Below are 13924 nucleotides of genomic sequence, written 5' to 3'. Positions count from 1 at the left end.
TGCTCAGGCCGCAGCCTTAGATGCATCCTTCAACAACTGAGCAACACGCTCAGAAGGTTGTGCACCAACGCTCAGCCAGTAGGCTACGCGCTCTTGGTTCACGGACAGACGGACTTCTTGACCACGAGCAACAGGGTTGAAGAAACCAACCTGTTCCTTGTGCGAACCGTCGCGCGGGTTGCGGCTGTCGGTTACGGTCAAGTGGTAAAACGGGCGCTTTTTGGAGCCGCCAAGGGCAAGACGGATTGTTAGCATGTGAACATCGTTCCTGTAGTCGGTGCTGCAAATCTAAAGGCACAGCGGGCATAGGTGCCCGAAAGGCCGCATATTCTAAGGAATATCCGGACTTTTGCAAATGTCTTTTTCCGGCGGCCTATCGGACGCCATCCAGATTTGCTATAGAGCCGTCGTTGAAAACGGCCAGTCAGCTCCCGCCAAGTGCGGGTTTGCTGTTGATCCCACATCGCTGTGGGTCTGCGCCGACATGACTGACGGCGCGGATTCTTTACATCTTGGGCATGCCGCCGCCGGGCAACATACCGCCCATGCCGCGCATCATTTTGGCCATTCCGCCTTTCGCGGAGAATTTCTTCATCATCTTCTGCATCTGCTTGTGCTGCTTGATCAAGCGACCGATGTCCTGCACCTGGGTGCCGGAACCCATGGCGATCCGGCGTTTGCGCGAACCGCTGATCAGCTCAGGGTCGCGGCGCTCGGCCGGGGTCATGGAATTGATGATGGCTTCCATCTGCTTGAATTGCTTCTCTGCCGCGCCCTGGGCATTGCCCATCTGCGCCAGGTTCACGCCGCCGATGTTCGGCAGTTTGTCCATGAGGCCACCGAGGCCGCCCATGTTCTTCATCTGTTGCAGCTGATCGCGGAAGTCTTCGAGGTCGAAGCCCTTGCCCTTCTTCAACTTTTTAGCAAGCTTGTCGGCTTTGTCCTTGTCGAGGGTCGCTTCGGCCTGTTCGATCAGGCTGAGCACGTCGCCCATGCCGAGGATGCGCGAAGCAATACGCTCGGGGTGGAACGGCTCGAGCGCTTCACTCTTCTCGCCCATACCGATGAACTTGATCGGCTTGCCGGTGATGGCACGCACCGACAGGGCGGCGCCGCCGCGGGCGTCACCGTCGACCTTGGTCAGGATCACGCCGGTCAGCGGCAGTGCGTCGCCGAAGGCCTTGGCCGTGTTGGCGGCATCCTGGCCGGTCATGGCGTCGACCACGAACAGGGTTTCGACCGGGTTGATCGCGGCGTGCAATGCCTTGATCTCGCCCATCATCTCTTCGTCGATGTGCAGACGACCGGCGGTATCGACGATGACCACGTCGATGAATTTCAGTTTGGCTTCTTTAATAGCCGCTTGCGCGATGTCGACCGGCTTCTGGCTCAGGTCGGACGGGAAGAAGGTAACGCCGACTTCACCGGCGAGCATTTCCAGCTGCTTGATCGCCGCTGGACGGTAAACGTCCGCTGACACGACCATGACCGACTTCTTCTTGCGCTCTTTAAGGAAGCGCGCAAGTTTGCCGGCGGTGGTGGTTTTACCCGCACCCTGCAAACCAGCCATCAACACCACGGCCGGTGGAACGGCGCTCAGGTTCAAGTCTTCGTTGGCGGCGCCCATCAGGCTTTCGAGCTCGGCCTGGACGATCTTCACGAAGGCCTGGCCCGGCGTCAGGCTGCGCGACACCTCGGTGCCAACGGCGCGTTCCTTGACCGAATTGACGAAGTCCTTCACCACCGGCAAGGCGACGTCGGCTTCGAGCAACGCCATGCGCACTTCGCGCAGGGTGTCTTTGATGTTGTCCTCGGTCAGCTTGGCCTTGCCGGTGACATGGCGCAGCGTCTGCGAGAGACGGTCGGTTAAGTTTTCAAACATTGCGCGATCCTTTCAGGCCCTGTGTAGACCGGGATAATGGCGGCCCAGACCGGAATAAACATGTGCTCGGCGAGCCTGCGGCGTGGGCAGGTCGCGGATTATAGCGAAGACTGCGTCTGGCGGACACCTCATCGTCAGGTTGCATGGTCTTTCGTGCTGCGGGGGTTCTATGCCAAACTCAGCGCCTTTCGGGCTTGCCTAACAGGATTTATGCTCCCCTTGTCACCCAGTTTGCTGACTACTCTCGCCGCCGCCTGCTTATATGCCGCTGCGACAATCTATCAAGGCACTCGTCTGGCCACCGGCGCCAAGGCGAACAAACGCCTGCTGGTCACGCTCGGCGTGCTTGCCGTGCTGGCTCACAGCGCCAGCCTGTTCACCCACCTGCTGACACCGATCGGCCTGGGCCTGGACTTTTTCAGTGCCGCCAGCCTGATTGCCGCGGCGGTCATCGCCTTGACCCTGCTGGCCTGTTCGCGGATCCCGGTGGAAAACCTGCTTATATTGCTGTTCCCGCTGGGTGCCGCCACGGTGCTGCTTGCGCAGTTTGCCCCCGCCGGCACGGTGCAGATCATCGACGAAGAGCCGGGCATTCTCGCCCACATCCTGCTGTCGATCCTCGCTTACGGCATGTTCACCATCGCAATGTTTCAGGCCTTGTTGCTGCTGGTCCAGGATCATCAGCTCAAGCACAAGCACCCGTCGGGGCTGATCAAGAACTTCCCGCCGCTGCAAACCATGGAAAGCCTGCTGTTCGGCTTCCTCTGGGCCGGCTGGAGCCTGTTGTCGCTGTCGCTGATTTCCGGCTGGCTGTTCGTCGACAACCTGTTCGCCCAGCACCTGGTGCACAAAACCTTGCTGGCTTGCCTGGCCTGGATCGTCTTCAGCGTGCTGCTTTGGGGCCGTAACCGCCTCGGCTGGCGCGGACACAAGGCCATTCGCTGGACCCTCGCCGGTTTCTGCCTGCTGATGCTGGCGTACTTCGGCAGTAAGCTGGTCCGTGAATACATCCTGCACATCTGACGGGCGGCATTAATGGACGACTTGCCCATAGGGCCGATGCTCGCGGTATTGGCCTTGCTGATTTTATGGTCGGGGCTGTTTACCGCCATCGAAACCGCGCAACAGTACTTGTTGGCCCAGCGAACCGCCTCGCGCTCCAGCGATAAACCGGTCGCGAAGCTGAGCTTCCCGCTCAACAGCCTGATCTTCTGCAATACCTTGTGCCGCGCACTGGCCGTGGTCATCAGCACCTTGCTGGCGATCTTCATCTGGGCAGAAAACGGTCCATGGATTGCCTGTGCAGGCGCCGGTACCGCGCTTCTGGTGTTTGCCGACTACCTGCCGCGCACCCTCGCCGTGCGCTATCCCGACGCCGTCCTGGCCCTGGGCAACACATTGCTCGGCGCACCCCTGAAGATCATTTACCCGGCCGCCTGGCTGCTCAATGGCTTCACTCAGCTGCTGATGCGACCGTTTGCCCGCAAAGTCAAAGTGGTGCAACAGAGCGAAGACGAGAGCCTGAACGAGCGGATGGACGATTACGATCAAGCCGTCTGCCGCCCGCACCCGCTGTCGGGCATCCACGCGCTGGACAACATCACGGTCAACGACATCCTGGTGACCCGCAGTGACGTCGACGGGATCAACCTCGACGACTCCCTCGCAGAAATCATCGAGCAACTGCGCAACAACAAGCGCACGCGCCTGCCGGTGTTCCACAGCGACATCAACCAGGTCGAAGCGGTGCTCAATACCCGGCAGATCCGCCACTTGCTGGCCGATGCGAGCCTGACCCTGGAAGCACTGCTGGCCGCCAGTCACGAACCGTACTTCGTGCCGGAAAGCACCCCGCTGCAACTGCAACTCTTGAATTTCCACAAACAGCAGCGGCGCCTGGGCATGGTGGTCGATGAGTACGGTGAAGTACTCGGCATCGTGACCCTGGAAGACATTCTCGAAGAAATCGTCGGCGAATTCGAAAGCCAGCACAGCCTGGACAATCCGCACATCCATCCGCAGGCCGATGGGCGCCTGATGATCGAAGGTGCGGCGTCGATTCGCGAATTGAACAAGAGCCTGGGCTGGCACCTGCCCAGCGATGGCCCGAAAACCCTTAACGGCTTGGTGACCGAGGCGCTGGAGACGATTCCGGACAGTGCGGTGTGCCTGAAGATCGGGCGTTATCGGCTGGAGATTCTGGAGACGGAAGACAATCGCGTCACGCGTGTGCTGATCTGGCATACCAGCTCGGCGCCAGTCGCTATCTAAACCCTGGTACCCAACCTGTGGCGAGGGAGCTTGCTCCCGCTGGACTGCGAAGCAGACCCAACCAAAGACGCTGCAATTATCCTGACAGTACCCTTCCAGCCATTTGCGGCCGCTGCGCGACCGAGCGGGAGCAAGCTCCCTCGCCACAAAAGCCATCACTCAACCCAAGCCACTTGTTTGATCGTTAGCCACCTTCCTATAATCAAATTCGCTTACCCAAGCCCCGCCAGACCACGTGCTTACCCCGCACGCAGCAGGTTCCGGCCAGACCATCGGCAATATCCGCACCACACCGACGACTGTTCCTACCTGGAACAGCGGCCGCGCCTCACTCCCACATCCCTGGGTGTTCGACCATAATAATTCGCTCCACTGGGGCACATGACTGTCAGGGATAACCGCATGACGACCAGCACGACTTATACCGAAACCACGCCTGCGCAACCGACGAACTCCGCCACCCGCGTCGCCACGGCAAGCTTTATCGGCACGGCCATCGAGTTTTACGACTTCTACGTCTACGCCACCGCCGCTGCGCTGGTGATCGGTCCGGTGTTCTTTCCGCAGACCTCCGGCACCGCCCAGATGCTGTCGGCGTTCCTCACCTTCGGCATCGCCTTCCTCGCAAGACCATTGGGATCGGCGCTGTTTGGCCACTTCGGTGACCGCATCGGGCGCAAATCGACCCTGGTCGCTTCGCTGCTATTGATGGGCGTGTGCACCACGCTGATCGGCGTATTGCCGGGTTACGACAGCATCGGGGCCTGGGCGCCAATCCTGCTTTGCGTGCTGCGTTTCGGCCAAGGCCTTGGCCTGGGCGGCGAATGGGGTGGCGCGGCGCTGCTGGCGACGGAAAATGCGCCCAAGGGCAAGCGTGCCTGGTTCGGCATGTTCCCGCAGCTCGGTCCTTCGATTGGCTTTCTGGCGGCCAACGGCCTGTTCCTGACACTGGCCATGACCCTGAATGACGAGCAATTCCGCTCGTGGGGCTGGCGGATTCCGTTCCTGCTCAGCGCCGCGCTGGTGATGGTAGGCCTCTATGTGCGGCTCAAACTCCACGAAACCCCGGTATTTGCCAACGCCATGGCCCGTCAGGAACGGGTGAAAATCCCGCTGGTCGAGCTGTTCAGTCAGTACTGGGTGCCGATGCTGCTGGGGGCCGGGTCGATGGTGGTGTGCTACGCACTGTTCTACATCTCGACTGTATTTTCGTTGAGTTATGGCGTGTCGACACTCGGCTACAGCCGCGAAACCTTTCTCGGGCTGCTGTGCTTCGCCGTACTGTTCATGGCGGCGGCGACACCATTGTCGGCCTGGGCCAGCGACCGTTACGGGCGCAAACCGGTGCTGATCATCGGCGGCGTGCTGGCGATTCTGTCCGGATTCTTGATGGAACCACTGCTGACCCAAGGCTCGACCTGGGGCGTGGCGCTGTTCCTGTGTATCGAGCTGTTTCTGATGGGCGTGACGTTTGCGCCGATGGGCGCGCTGCTGCCAGAGCTGTTTCCAACGCATGTGCGGTATACCGGCGCGTCGGCAGCCTACAACCTGGGCGGAATCGTCGGGGCCTCGGCGGCGCCGTTCTTCGCGCAGAAACTGGTGGCGATGGGGGGTTTGAGTTATGTCGGCGGGTATGTGTCGGGGGCGGCGGTGCTGAGTTTGATTGCTGTGCTGTGTCTGAAAGAGACGCGGCATAACGATCTGAATCGGGTTGCCTGAATCAGAAGCATCGCCAGCAGGATGGCTCCCACATGGAAACTGGGTGTACACAAAATCTGTGACCAACCCATAATCCTGTGGGAGCTAGCCTGCTAGCGATTGCCGCGCCTCGGTTTACAGCTCGACTACGACCGCCTGAGAAGCGCGAGTCGCTTTGGCACGTGCCGCCTCAATCGACTCATCCCGCGCCAACGCCACGCCCATCCGGCGCTGGCCATTGACCTCAGGCTTGCCAAACAGACGCAACGCCGTATCCGGCTCGCTCAACGCAGCACCCAAATTGGCGAAAGCGGTCTGGGTCGACTGCCCTTCCACCAGAATCACCGCCGAAGCCGATGGGCCGAACTGACGGATCAACGGAATCGGCAGACCCAGAATCGCCCGTGCGTGCAGCGCGAACTGCGACAGGTCCTGGGAAATCAAGGTCACCAGGCCGGTGTCATGCGGGCGCGGCGAGACTTCGCTGAACCACACCTGATCACCTTTGATGAACAGCTCGACACCAAACAGACCACGGCCGCCCAAGGCTTCGGTGACGGCTTTGGCAACGCGCTCGGATTCAGCCAAGGCAATCGGGCTCATGGCTTGTGGCTGCCAGGATTCCTGATAGTCGCCCTTCTCCTGACGGTGACCGACTGGCGCGCAGAAGGTCGTGCCGCCCACGTGACGCACGGTCAGCAGGGTGATTTCGTAGTCGAAGTCGATGAAACCTTCGACGATCACGCGACCCTTACCGGCACGGCCGCCTTCTTGCGCGTAATCCCACGCGGTTTTCACATCATCGGCGCTGCGCAGCAGGCTCTGGCCTTTGCCCGACGAACTCATCACTGGCTTGACCACGCACGGGAAACCCAGGTCCTGGACGGCCTTGCTGTAGTCCTCGAAGGTGTCGGCGAAGTGGTACGGCGAGGTCGGCAGGTCCAGTTCTTCCGCGGCCAGGCGACGAATGCCTTCGCGGTTCATGGTCAGCTGCGCGGCGCGCGCGGTCGGGATCACGGTGAAGCCTTCGGCTTCCAGTTCAACCAGGGTCGCGGTGGCGATGGCTTCGATTTCCGGCACGATGAAGTGCGGCTTCTCGGCTTCGATCACGGCACGCAGGGCGGCGCCGTCGAGCATGTTGATCACGTGGCTGCGATGGGCGACTTGCATGGCCGGCGCGTTGGCGTAACGGTCGACGGCGATTACTTCAACGCCCAGGCGTTGCAGCTCGATCACCACTTCCTTGCCCAACTCGCCACAGCCACACAGCAATACGCGGGTCGCGGTTGGCGACAATGGAGTTCCGATACGGGTCATCTCAGGTCCTCAAGAAGCGGATCATCGAGGGTCGCGGTGCCTGGCACGCTTCCCATGGGGAGAAAGCGCGGCATTTTACATGAACCGAAGGGTTTGGCTTCAGCTGGCGACGGCCTGTTTACGCAAGCGCCAGGCCATGATCAGCCACACGACCGTCACGCCGGCGAACTTCGAGCCCATGGCAGTGAGAATCACGCCCGGGGTGAACGCGTCGATCATGCCGAAGAAGATGAAGGTATCGAGGGGAATACTCAGGGCCGAACTTATCCACAGGCGATCGTGCAACGGGCGCTTGGTGATGCTGAACACCAGCCAGTCGATGCATTCCGACACGGCGAAGGCCGTGGCGCTGGCCAAAGCGATGGACGGATCGGAAGTGACATACGACAGGACCAGTGCTGCGAGCATCGCCGCGATGGCGCCGTGGCCGAAGCGGGTTTGTACCATGTCGCGCAAGACAAAAACCAACCCGCCCCAGGCAGACCAGATGATGTCCAGGTGCGGGGCTGTGGAAAAGGCGTAGTTGATCAGTACGACGCTGCTGATGTAGGCGATCAGGAAGAGCATGGGGTGGCGGGATACCTGTCAATTTGGCGCGTAGATTACTTCAGCCATACACAAGCACCAAATCGAAACACGATTCCTGTAGCAGCTGCCGAAGGCTGCGTTCGGCTGCGCAGCAGTCGTAAATCCTGAGTTCACGGTTTACCTGAAAAACCGCGGTGCCTGATTTTACGACTGCTGCGCAGCCGAACGCAGGCTGCGCCAGCTGCTACAGGTCCGGGGTTTTTCCCAGCATCCAGATCAACCCACTCGACTTCGCCCGCTCATGACACAACCCCAACACCTTGCGGCGCTCTTCGTTGTCCATCCGGCTCCAACGAGTAATCTCCTCCACCGTACGCTGACACCCGGTGCAAACGTCATCCTCGTCCAGCGCACAAATGTTCACGCACGGCGAAAGAACCGGTCGTTCGGTAGCGTTCATTCTTCCTGCTCGGCCAGATCGCGAGCGTAACGCTGGGAGTTATGCACATAGTGGGCGGCGCTGGCTTCGAGCATTTTCTTTTGCTGTTCAGTCAGCTCGCGCACCACTTTACCGGGCGAGCCCATGACCAGCGAACCGTCGGGAATTTCCTTGCCCTCACCGATCAGCGAATTGGCGCCGATGATGCAGTTCTTGCCGATTTTCGCGCCGTTGAGAATCACGGCATTAATGCCGATCAGGCTGTAATCGCCCACGGTGCAGCCATGAAGCATGGCGTTGTGGCCGATGGTCACGCCGGTGCCGATGGTCAGCGGGTAGCCCATGTCGGTGTGCATCACCGTGCCGTCCTGGACGTTGCTGTTCTTGCCGATCAGGATCAGTTCGTTGTCGCCACGCAACACGGCGTTGAACCAGACGTTGGCGCCCTCTTCCAGCTTGACCTTGCCCACCAGCACGGCATTGGGTGCGACCCAGCTTTGCGGATGGGTTTCGACGCGGGCGTCGCCCAGGCGATATTTCATCTTCTTATTGTCCTCAAGGCTCAGGCAGCCGCGTTTCACGCCATACGAACGATGGCTTCAAATATTGATAAAGCTTTTGGGTGGGTGGTGCAGGCTGATGTCGGCGTCATAGAGCAGGTTGATCAACTCGACGATCATGATCGCTGTCAGGCCCCAGATTTTGTATTCGCCGTAACGATAACTTGGCACGTACCAACTGCGCCCCTGGTAATCGATGCGATGGGTGTGTTCCCGAGGATCCTCGCGGAAAAACTCCAGAGGCACACTGAACACCGCGGCGATCTCGGCATCGTTGGCCAGGTACTCGACGAAATCAGGAATCACCCCGACATAAGGCGTGACCTTGATGCCGTGCAGGGAGATCAGCGGGCTCAGAGGGCCGATCACTTCGACCAGCCCAGGCGGCAAGCCGATTTCTTCTTCGGCCTCACGCAGCGCGGTGAAAATCAGGTCAGGGTCTTCGGGGTCGCGCCGTCCGCCGGGGAAGGCGACTTCACCTCCATGGGTCGAGAGCCCACTGGCGCGCAGGGTCAGAACCAGTTCCGGTTCGTCACTGCGGGTGATGGGCACCAGTACCGCGGCCTCGGGGAAACGTCGATCGGTTTCCAGGGTACGCGGCGTGTGGTTGCTTACCCGGTGAAGTAGCTCGTCCAGCATGAGTCTTCTCGATTTATTCGCTACCTCGCATCATGCACCAATCACACCGGCCGCCCAACCCCATAACCACTGCATGTCGCTAAACGACAACTTGCCGACTGACACCGTCGCACGCCAAGATAGGCGCAGCATTCAGGAACCCCAGCATGAAATTTTGCAGTCAGTGCGGCAACCCGGTCACCCAGCGCATTCCCGAAGGCGATTCGCGCCTGCGTTTTGTCTGTGACAGCTGTCAGGCGATTCACTACCAGAACCCCAATATCGTCGCCGGTTGCGTGGCGACCTGGGGCTCTAAAGTGTTGCTGTGCCGACGCGCCATCGAGCCTCGGCTCGGTTACTGGACCTTGCCCGCCGGTTTCATGGAAAACGGTGAAACCATCGAGCAGGCGGCCATTCGCGAGACCGCCGAAGAAGCCTGCGCGCGGGTGCGCAACCTGAGCATCTATACGTTGATCGACGTGCCACACATCAGTCAGGTGCACGTGTTCTTTCGCGCAGAGCTGGTGGACCTGGACTTTTCCGCCGGCCCGGAGAGCCTGGAAGTGCAGCTTTTCGACGAAGCCGACATCCCGTGGTCCGAGTTGGCTTTCCGCACGGTGGGCCGTACCTTAGAATGCTTCTTCGCTGACCGGCGGACCGAGGTCTACCCCGTGCGGTCCGAGTCGATCCCGGCGCTTGCTCAGCCTGCCATCATATAAAGCTCCTGGCTCCAAAATCACCTATAACTAACTAAATAGTCGCGACACCTTTCAGGGATATCGTTTCAATGCGCTGGTTGCTTGCCGTGTTTTGCTTGTCGTTCGTCGCTATGTCACAGGCTTCCGTTGCGGAAACCCTGGACGGCAAAGTCATCGAAAAAGTTCTGGTGCTCAAATCCGCCCACCAATTGCAATTGATCAATGACGGCAAGCCGCTCAAAACCTATCGCATCTCCCTGGGCAAACGGCCGAAGGGGCCGAAGCTGATGGAAGGCGACAAGCGCACGCCTGAAGGTTTCTATTGGCTGGACTGGCGCAAGGTCAGCGATAAATTCAATCTGTCGATGCACATCTCCTACCCGAACATCAGCGACTCTGCCCGCGCGCGGCGCGAAGGCGTCGAGCCGGGCAGCATGATCATGATCCACGGCACACCGGACACCGAAGAAAACCCGGAAGACCTGTTCCACACCCTGGACTGGACCGACGGCTGCATTGCCATGCGCAACATGGACATGCGTGAGGTTTGGGGCCTGGTGCCGGATGGCACGATGATCGAAATCCGCCCGTAACCCCGTTATCTGTGGCGAGGGAGCTTGCTCCCGCTGGGGCGCGAAGCGGCGCCAAAAAATGATCTCACACCACATTCGCTGATTTCAGGCCTGCTTCGCAGCCCAACGGGAGCAAGCTCCCTCGCCACAAAAGCACCGATTTCGTCTTCCGAGCGCTACCTTCGGTCGCGCCTCGAAAAATAAATTCAGATGATCGCAGCGAGCGACACCGCCCACCGGGAAGATACCAATCCCCCCGACAGGCGTTGCCGCAGGCTGCGATCTATGCGCTCAAAATCCCCACCTCTAATACCACTTGAAACCAAACCCTATTGACTGCGCCCACGAGAGCAGGCTTTCTCGCGCCAAGCGCAAAGTACTGGCATTGACATGGTATTCAAGTGGTATTAATTTTTGCCCACCACCGAGCGACAACAATCTTACATCCGCATCGGACCAAACCTACATGAACGACCTCCAGGCCCTACGCCCTGACGATACCCAGCCCACGCCGTTGTACCTGCAACTGGCGCGCAATCTGGAAACGGCGATTCATGCCGGCCAGTGGAAAGCCGAGCAGGCGATGCCCTCGGAGCGCAACCTCAGCGAGCTGCTGGGCATCTCCCGTGTCACGGCACGCAAGGCGCTGGAAGTCTTGTTCGAGCAAGGCCTGATCCGCCGCAACCAGGGTTCGGGCACGTTCATCACACCGCGCCTGGAACAACCGCTGTCGCGCCTCTCGGGTTTCAGCGAAATGCTGCGCCTCAAGGGCTTCGTCCCCGGCTCGCAATGGCTCGAACGTGAAATCACCCCGCCGACCCACGAAGAACTGATCCGCCTCGGCCTCTCGCCTAACGACAAGGTCGCGCGACTCAAGCGCCTGCGCAAAGCCGACGACACGGTGATGGCGATCGAGATGAGTACCCTGCCCGCCTCGATCATTCCCAAACCGCAAGCGGTGGGCGATTCCCTCTACGAATACCTCGACGGCCTCGGCAAGCCGATCGTCCGCGCGCTGCAGCACATCCAGGCGATCAACGCCTCGGACGAATTCGCCGCCCTCGTCGGCATCGCCCCCGGCACCGCCATGCTGCTGATGACCCGTGTCGGCTATCTGGAAGACAACACACCGATCGAAGTCACCGACACCTACTGCCGCAACGACTATTACGATTTTGTCGCAGAGCTGCGTAGATAAAGCGCTTCGCTGCTAAAACCGAGAACCGATCATGTCCGAAGACAACATCCTCACCGCCCACGGCTGGGTTCGCGGCCGGCTGATTCACGAACACGGCAAGGTCGTGTCCATCGAAGGCGTGCCCTGCGATCCGGCCGACAACGACTTGCCTTACCTGCTGCCCGGTTTTATCGACCTGCACGTTCACGGCGGCGGCGGCAAAGACATCATGGAAGGTGCACCGGCCTTCGAAACTATCAGCAAAACCCATGTGCGTTTTGGCACAACGTCGCTGTTGGCGACCACCATGACCGCGCCGCCGGCAGAGATTTCCAGCGTGCTCAAGGCCGTCGGCGAGTTCTGCGAGCAGCGGCCAAAAGGCTGCGCCCGAGTGCTCGGCGTGCACCTCGAAGGCCCGTACATCAACCCCGGCAAACTCGGCGCCCAGCCGAATTTTGCCCACACGGCGTTGATGGCCGAAGTCGAGGAATACCTGGCGCTGGCCCCGATCCGCGTGATCACTATCGCCCCGGAAATCGCCGGCCACGATGCCTTGATCCGCACCCTCAGTGCGCGCGGCATCCGCATGCAGATCGGCCACACCCTCGGCAGTTACGAGGAAGGCGTCGCGGCGCTGGCGGCCGGCGCCAGCAGTTTCACTCACCTCTACAACGCCATGAGCCCGCTGCATCACCGCGAGCCGGGCATCGTCGGCGCGGCGCTGGCCCACGCCAAATACGCTGAACTGATTCCGGACTTGCTGCACGTGCATCCCGGCGCCATGCGGGTGGCCCTGCGTGCGATCCCGTGCCTGTATTGCGTCACCGATTCCACTGCTGCTGCCGGCATGCCCGACGGCGAATACAAGCTCGGCAGCCACACCGTGACCAAATGCCTGGGCGGCGTGCGCTTGCCCGACGGCACTCTGGCCGGCAGCACGCTGACCATGGATCAGGCGCTGCGCAATCTGGTGAAAATCGGTTTGCCGATCGCCGAGGCTTCGCAACGTCTTTCGCAATTCCCCGCCGATTACCTCGGCATCACCGAACGCGGCCGCCTGCAACCCGGCAGCTGGGCCGACTGCGTGCGGCTGGATCGCTCACTCACACTCACCGCCGTCATGGTCGAAGGAGAAGACATTGACTTCAAAAATGCTTGAAGAGGCGCTGTCCTCGTTCGAAGCCGTGCAAGCTCAACTGCAGCAACTCGACCCGCAGATGATCGAGATCGCCGGGCGCCTGCGCCGTCAGCCGCCGCAAGTGGCAATGACCGTCGCTCGCGGCAGTTCCGACCATGCCGCCAGTTATTTTGCCTACCTCACCATGCAGCAACTGGGCATCCCGGTGGCGTCGTTGCCAATGTCGGTGGTGACCATGCAGCAAGCGCCGTTGAAGGTCAGCGGCCAAGTGGCGTTTGCGTTCTCGCAGTCGGGGCAAAGTCCGGACCTGGTGAACAGCCTGCGTCTGTTGCGTAAACGCGGCGCCCTGAGCATTTCCATGGTCAACGCCGAAAGTTCGCCACTGGAAGCGGCGTGCGAATTCAGCCTGCCGCTGTGCGCCGGCACTGAAAGCAGCGTGGCGGCGACCAAGAGTTTTATCGCCACCCTCAGCGCCAGCGCCCGTCTGATCGCCCACTGGAAAGAAGACGTGGAATTGCTGGAAGCCGGCAGCGCCCTCCCGGAAGGTCTGCGCGAAGCGGCGCAGCAGGATTGGAGCCTGGCCATCGACGCCCTGCGCGATTGTCAGCGCTTGATGGTGATCGGTCGTGGCGCCGGTTTTGCCATCGCTCAGGAAGCGGCCCTCAAGTTCAAGGAAACCTCGGCGATTCAGGCCGAAGCCTTCAGCAGCGCCGAAGTCCGTCACGGCCCGATGGCGTTGATCGATGAAAATTATCCTCTGCTGATCTTCGCCCCACGCGGTGCCGAGCAGGCCGGATTGCTGAGCCTTGCCGCGGACATGCGCCAGCGTGGCGCTCGCGTTCTGCTGGCGGCTCCGGATGACATCGCCGAACGCGATCTCACCCTGACCCGCGCCGAGCACCCGGCCCTTGATCCGATTCTGGCGATCCAGAGTTTCTACGTCATGGCCGCCGGTTTAGCCGTGGCCCGTGGCATGGACCCGGACCAGCCGCGCCATTTGAGCAAAGTGACGCGTACGCACTAAGT

Annotated in this window: 15 protein-coding genes; 8 read left to right on the top strand and 7 right to left on the bottom strand. The window is 60.7% G+C overall.

The annotated features are described in order from the left end of the window. Nucleotides 1–3: 3 nt before the first annotated feature. Together rpsP and ffh are read right to left on the bottom strand one after the other, a co-directional pair. The gene (rpsP, locus tag ACA070_RS05110) at nucleotides 4–255 is read right to left on the bottom strand and encodes a 30S ribosomal protein S16 (protein ID WP_010463010.1); all 252 of its coding nucleotides are present in this window, start codon (nucleotides 253–255) and stop codon (nucleotides 4–6) included. A 250-nt stretch (nucleotides 256–505) separates the two neighbouring features. Further along, on the bottom strand, nucleotides 506–1882 hold the full coding sequence (gene ffh, locus ACA070_RS05105) for a signal recognition particle protein (protein WP_003209589.1): 1377 nt from the start codon (nucleotides 1880–1882) through the stop codon (nucleotides 506–508). Nucleotides 1883–2092: 210 nt separating this feature from the next. On the opposite strand from ffh, the gene ACA070_RS05100 reads away from it, so the two are divergent. From ACA070_RS05100 to ACA070_RS05090, 3 genes are all read left to right on the top strand, one after another. Next, complete coding sequence (locus ACA070_RS05100) at nucleotides 2093–2905, top strand: cytochrome C assembly family protein (RefSeq protein WP_497450292.1); 813 nt, start codon at nucleotides 2093–2095, stop codon at nucleotides 2903–2905. Between the two features lie 12 nt (nucleotides 2906–2917). Beyond that, entirely contained in the window at nucleotides 2918–4153 is a 1236-nt protein-coding gene (locus ACA070_RS05095; RefSeq protein WP_497450291.1) for a transporter associated domain-containing protein, read from the top strand. Between the two features lie 402 nt (nucleotides 4154–4555). Continuing rightward, nucleotides 4556–5872, top strand: coding sequence for an MFS transporter (locus ACA070_RS05090; protein ID WP_497450290.1), 1317 nt, complete (start codon nucleotides 4556–4558; stop codon nucleotides 5870–5872). A 114-nt stretch (nucleotides 5873–5986) separates the two neighbouring features. Here the strand turns inward: ACA070_RS05090 and purT are convergent, their stop codons facing one another. The 5 genes from purT to ACA070_RS05065 form a co-directional block, all read right to left on the bottom strand. Next, nucleotides 5987–7168 carry a formate-dependent phosphoribosylglycinamide formyltransferase gene (gene purT / locus ACA070_RS05085; RefSeq protein WP_461957368.1) on the bottom strand — a complete coding sequence of 394 codons (1182 nt, stop codon included), beginning with the start codon at nucleotides 7166–7168 and terminating at the stop codon, nucleotides 5987–5989. 99 nt (nucleotides 7169–7267) lie between these two features. Then, nucleotides 7268–7735 carry a preQ0 transporter gene (locus ACA070_RS05080; protein ID WP_497450289.1) on the bottom strand — a complete coding sequence of 156 codons (468 nt, stop codon included), beginning with the start codon at nucleotides 7733–7735 and terminating at the stop codon, nucleotides 7268–7270. Nucleotides 7736–7940: 205 nt separating this feature from the next. Then, a complete protein-coding gene (locus tag ACA070_RS05075; RefSeq protein WP_497450288.1) occupies nucleotides 7941–8156 on the bottom strand; it encodes a DUF1289 domain-containing protein in 216 nt (71 codons plus the stop codon). Beyond that, entirely contained in the window at nucleotides 8153–8677 is a 525-nt protein-coding gene (locus ACA070_RS05070) for a gamma carbonic anhydrase family protein (protein WP_150701971.1), read from the bottom strand. Before ACA070_RS05070 ends, ACA070_RS05075 begins: the two co-directional genes overlap by 4 nt. 57 nt (nucleotides 8678–8734) lie before the next feature. Continuing rightward, entirely contained in the window at nucleotides 8735–9334 is a 600-nt protein-coding gene (locus ACA070_RS05065) for a CoA pyrophosphatase (protein ID WP_461979771.1), read from the bottom strand. 146 nt (nucleotides 9335–9480) lie between these two features. Between ACA070_RS05065 and ACA070_RS05060 the strand changes: the two genes are divergently transcribed. The 5 genes from ACA070_RS05060 to ACA070_RS05040 all read left to right on the top strand — a co-directional run bounded on the left by ACA070_RS05060 (nucleotide 9481) and on the right by ACA070_RS05040 (nucleotide 13922). Next, nucleotides 9481–10032 (top strand): NUDIX hydrolase, encoded by a 552-nt coding sequence (locus ACA070_RS05060; protein ID WP_497450287.1) that lies wholly within the window; start codon nucleotides 9481–9483, stop codon nucleotides 10030–10032. A gap of 68 nt (nucleotides 10033–10100) precedes the next feature. Then, nucleotides 10101–10604 (top strand): L,D-transpeptidase family protein, encoded by a 504-nt coding sequence (locus tag ACA070_RS05055; protein ID WP_497450286.1) that lies wholly within the window; start codon nucleotides 10101–10103, stop codon nucleotides 10602–10604. Nucleotides 10605–11049: 445 nt separating this feature from the next. Continuing rightward, complete coding sequence (locus ACA070_RS05050) at nucleotides 11050–11781, top strand: GntR family transcriptional regulator (RefSeq protein WP_497450285.1); 732 nt, start codon at nucleotides 11050–11052, stop codon at nucleotides 11779–11781. A gap of 31 nt (nucleotides 11782–11812) precedes the next feature. Continuing rightward, nucleotides 11813–12919, top strand: a complete 1107-nt coding sequence (gene nagA, locus ACA070_RS05045) for an N-acetylglucosamine-6-phosphate deacetylase (RefSeq protein ID WP_497450284.1) — start codon at nucleotides 11813–11815, stop codon at nucleotides 12917–12919. After that, entirely contained in the window at nucleotides 12900–13922 is a 1023-nt protein-coding gene (locus ACA070_RS05040; protein ID WP_497450283.1) for an SIS domain-containing protein, read from the top strand. The genes nagA and ACA070_RS05040 overlap by 20 nt, the downstream gene beginning before the upstream one ends. Nucleotides 13923–13924 lie beyond the last annotated feature (2 nt).

This window comes from Pseudomonas sp. LBUM1678, from assembly GCF_059695575.1.
The sequence above is the reverse complement of the archived record's forward strand: the minus strand, read 5'-3'. Positions and strand labels throughout refer to the sequence as shown.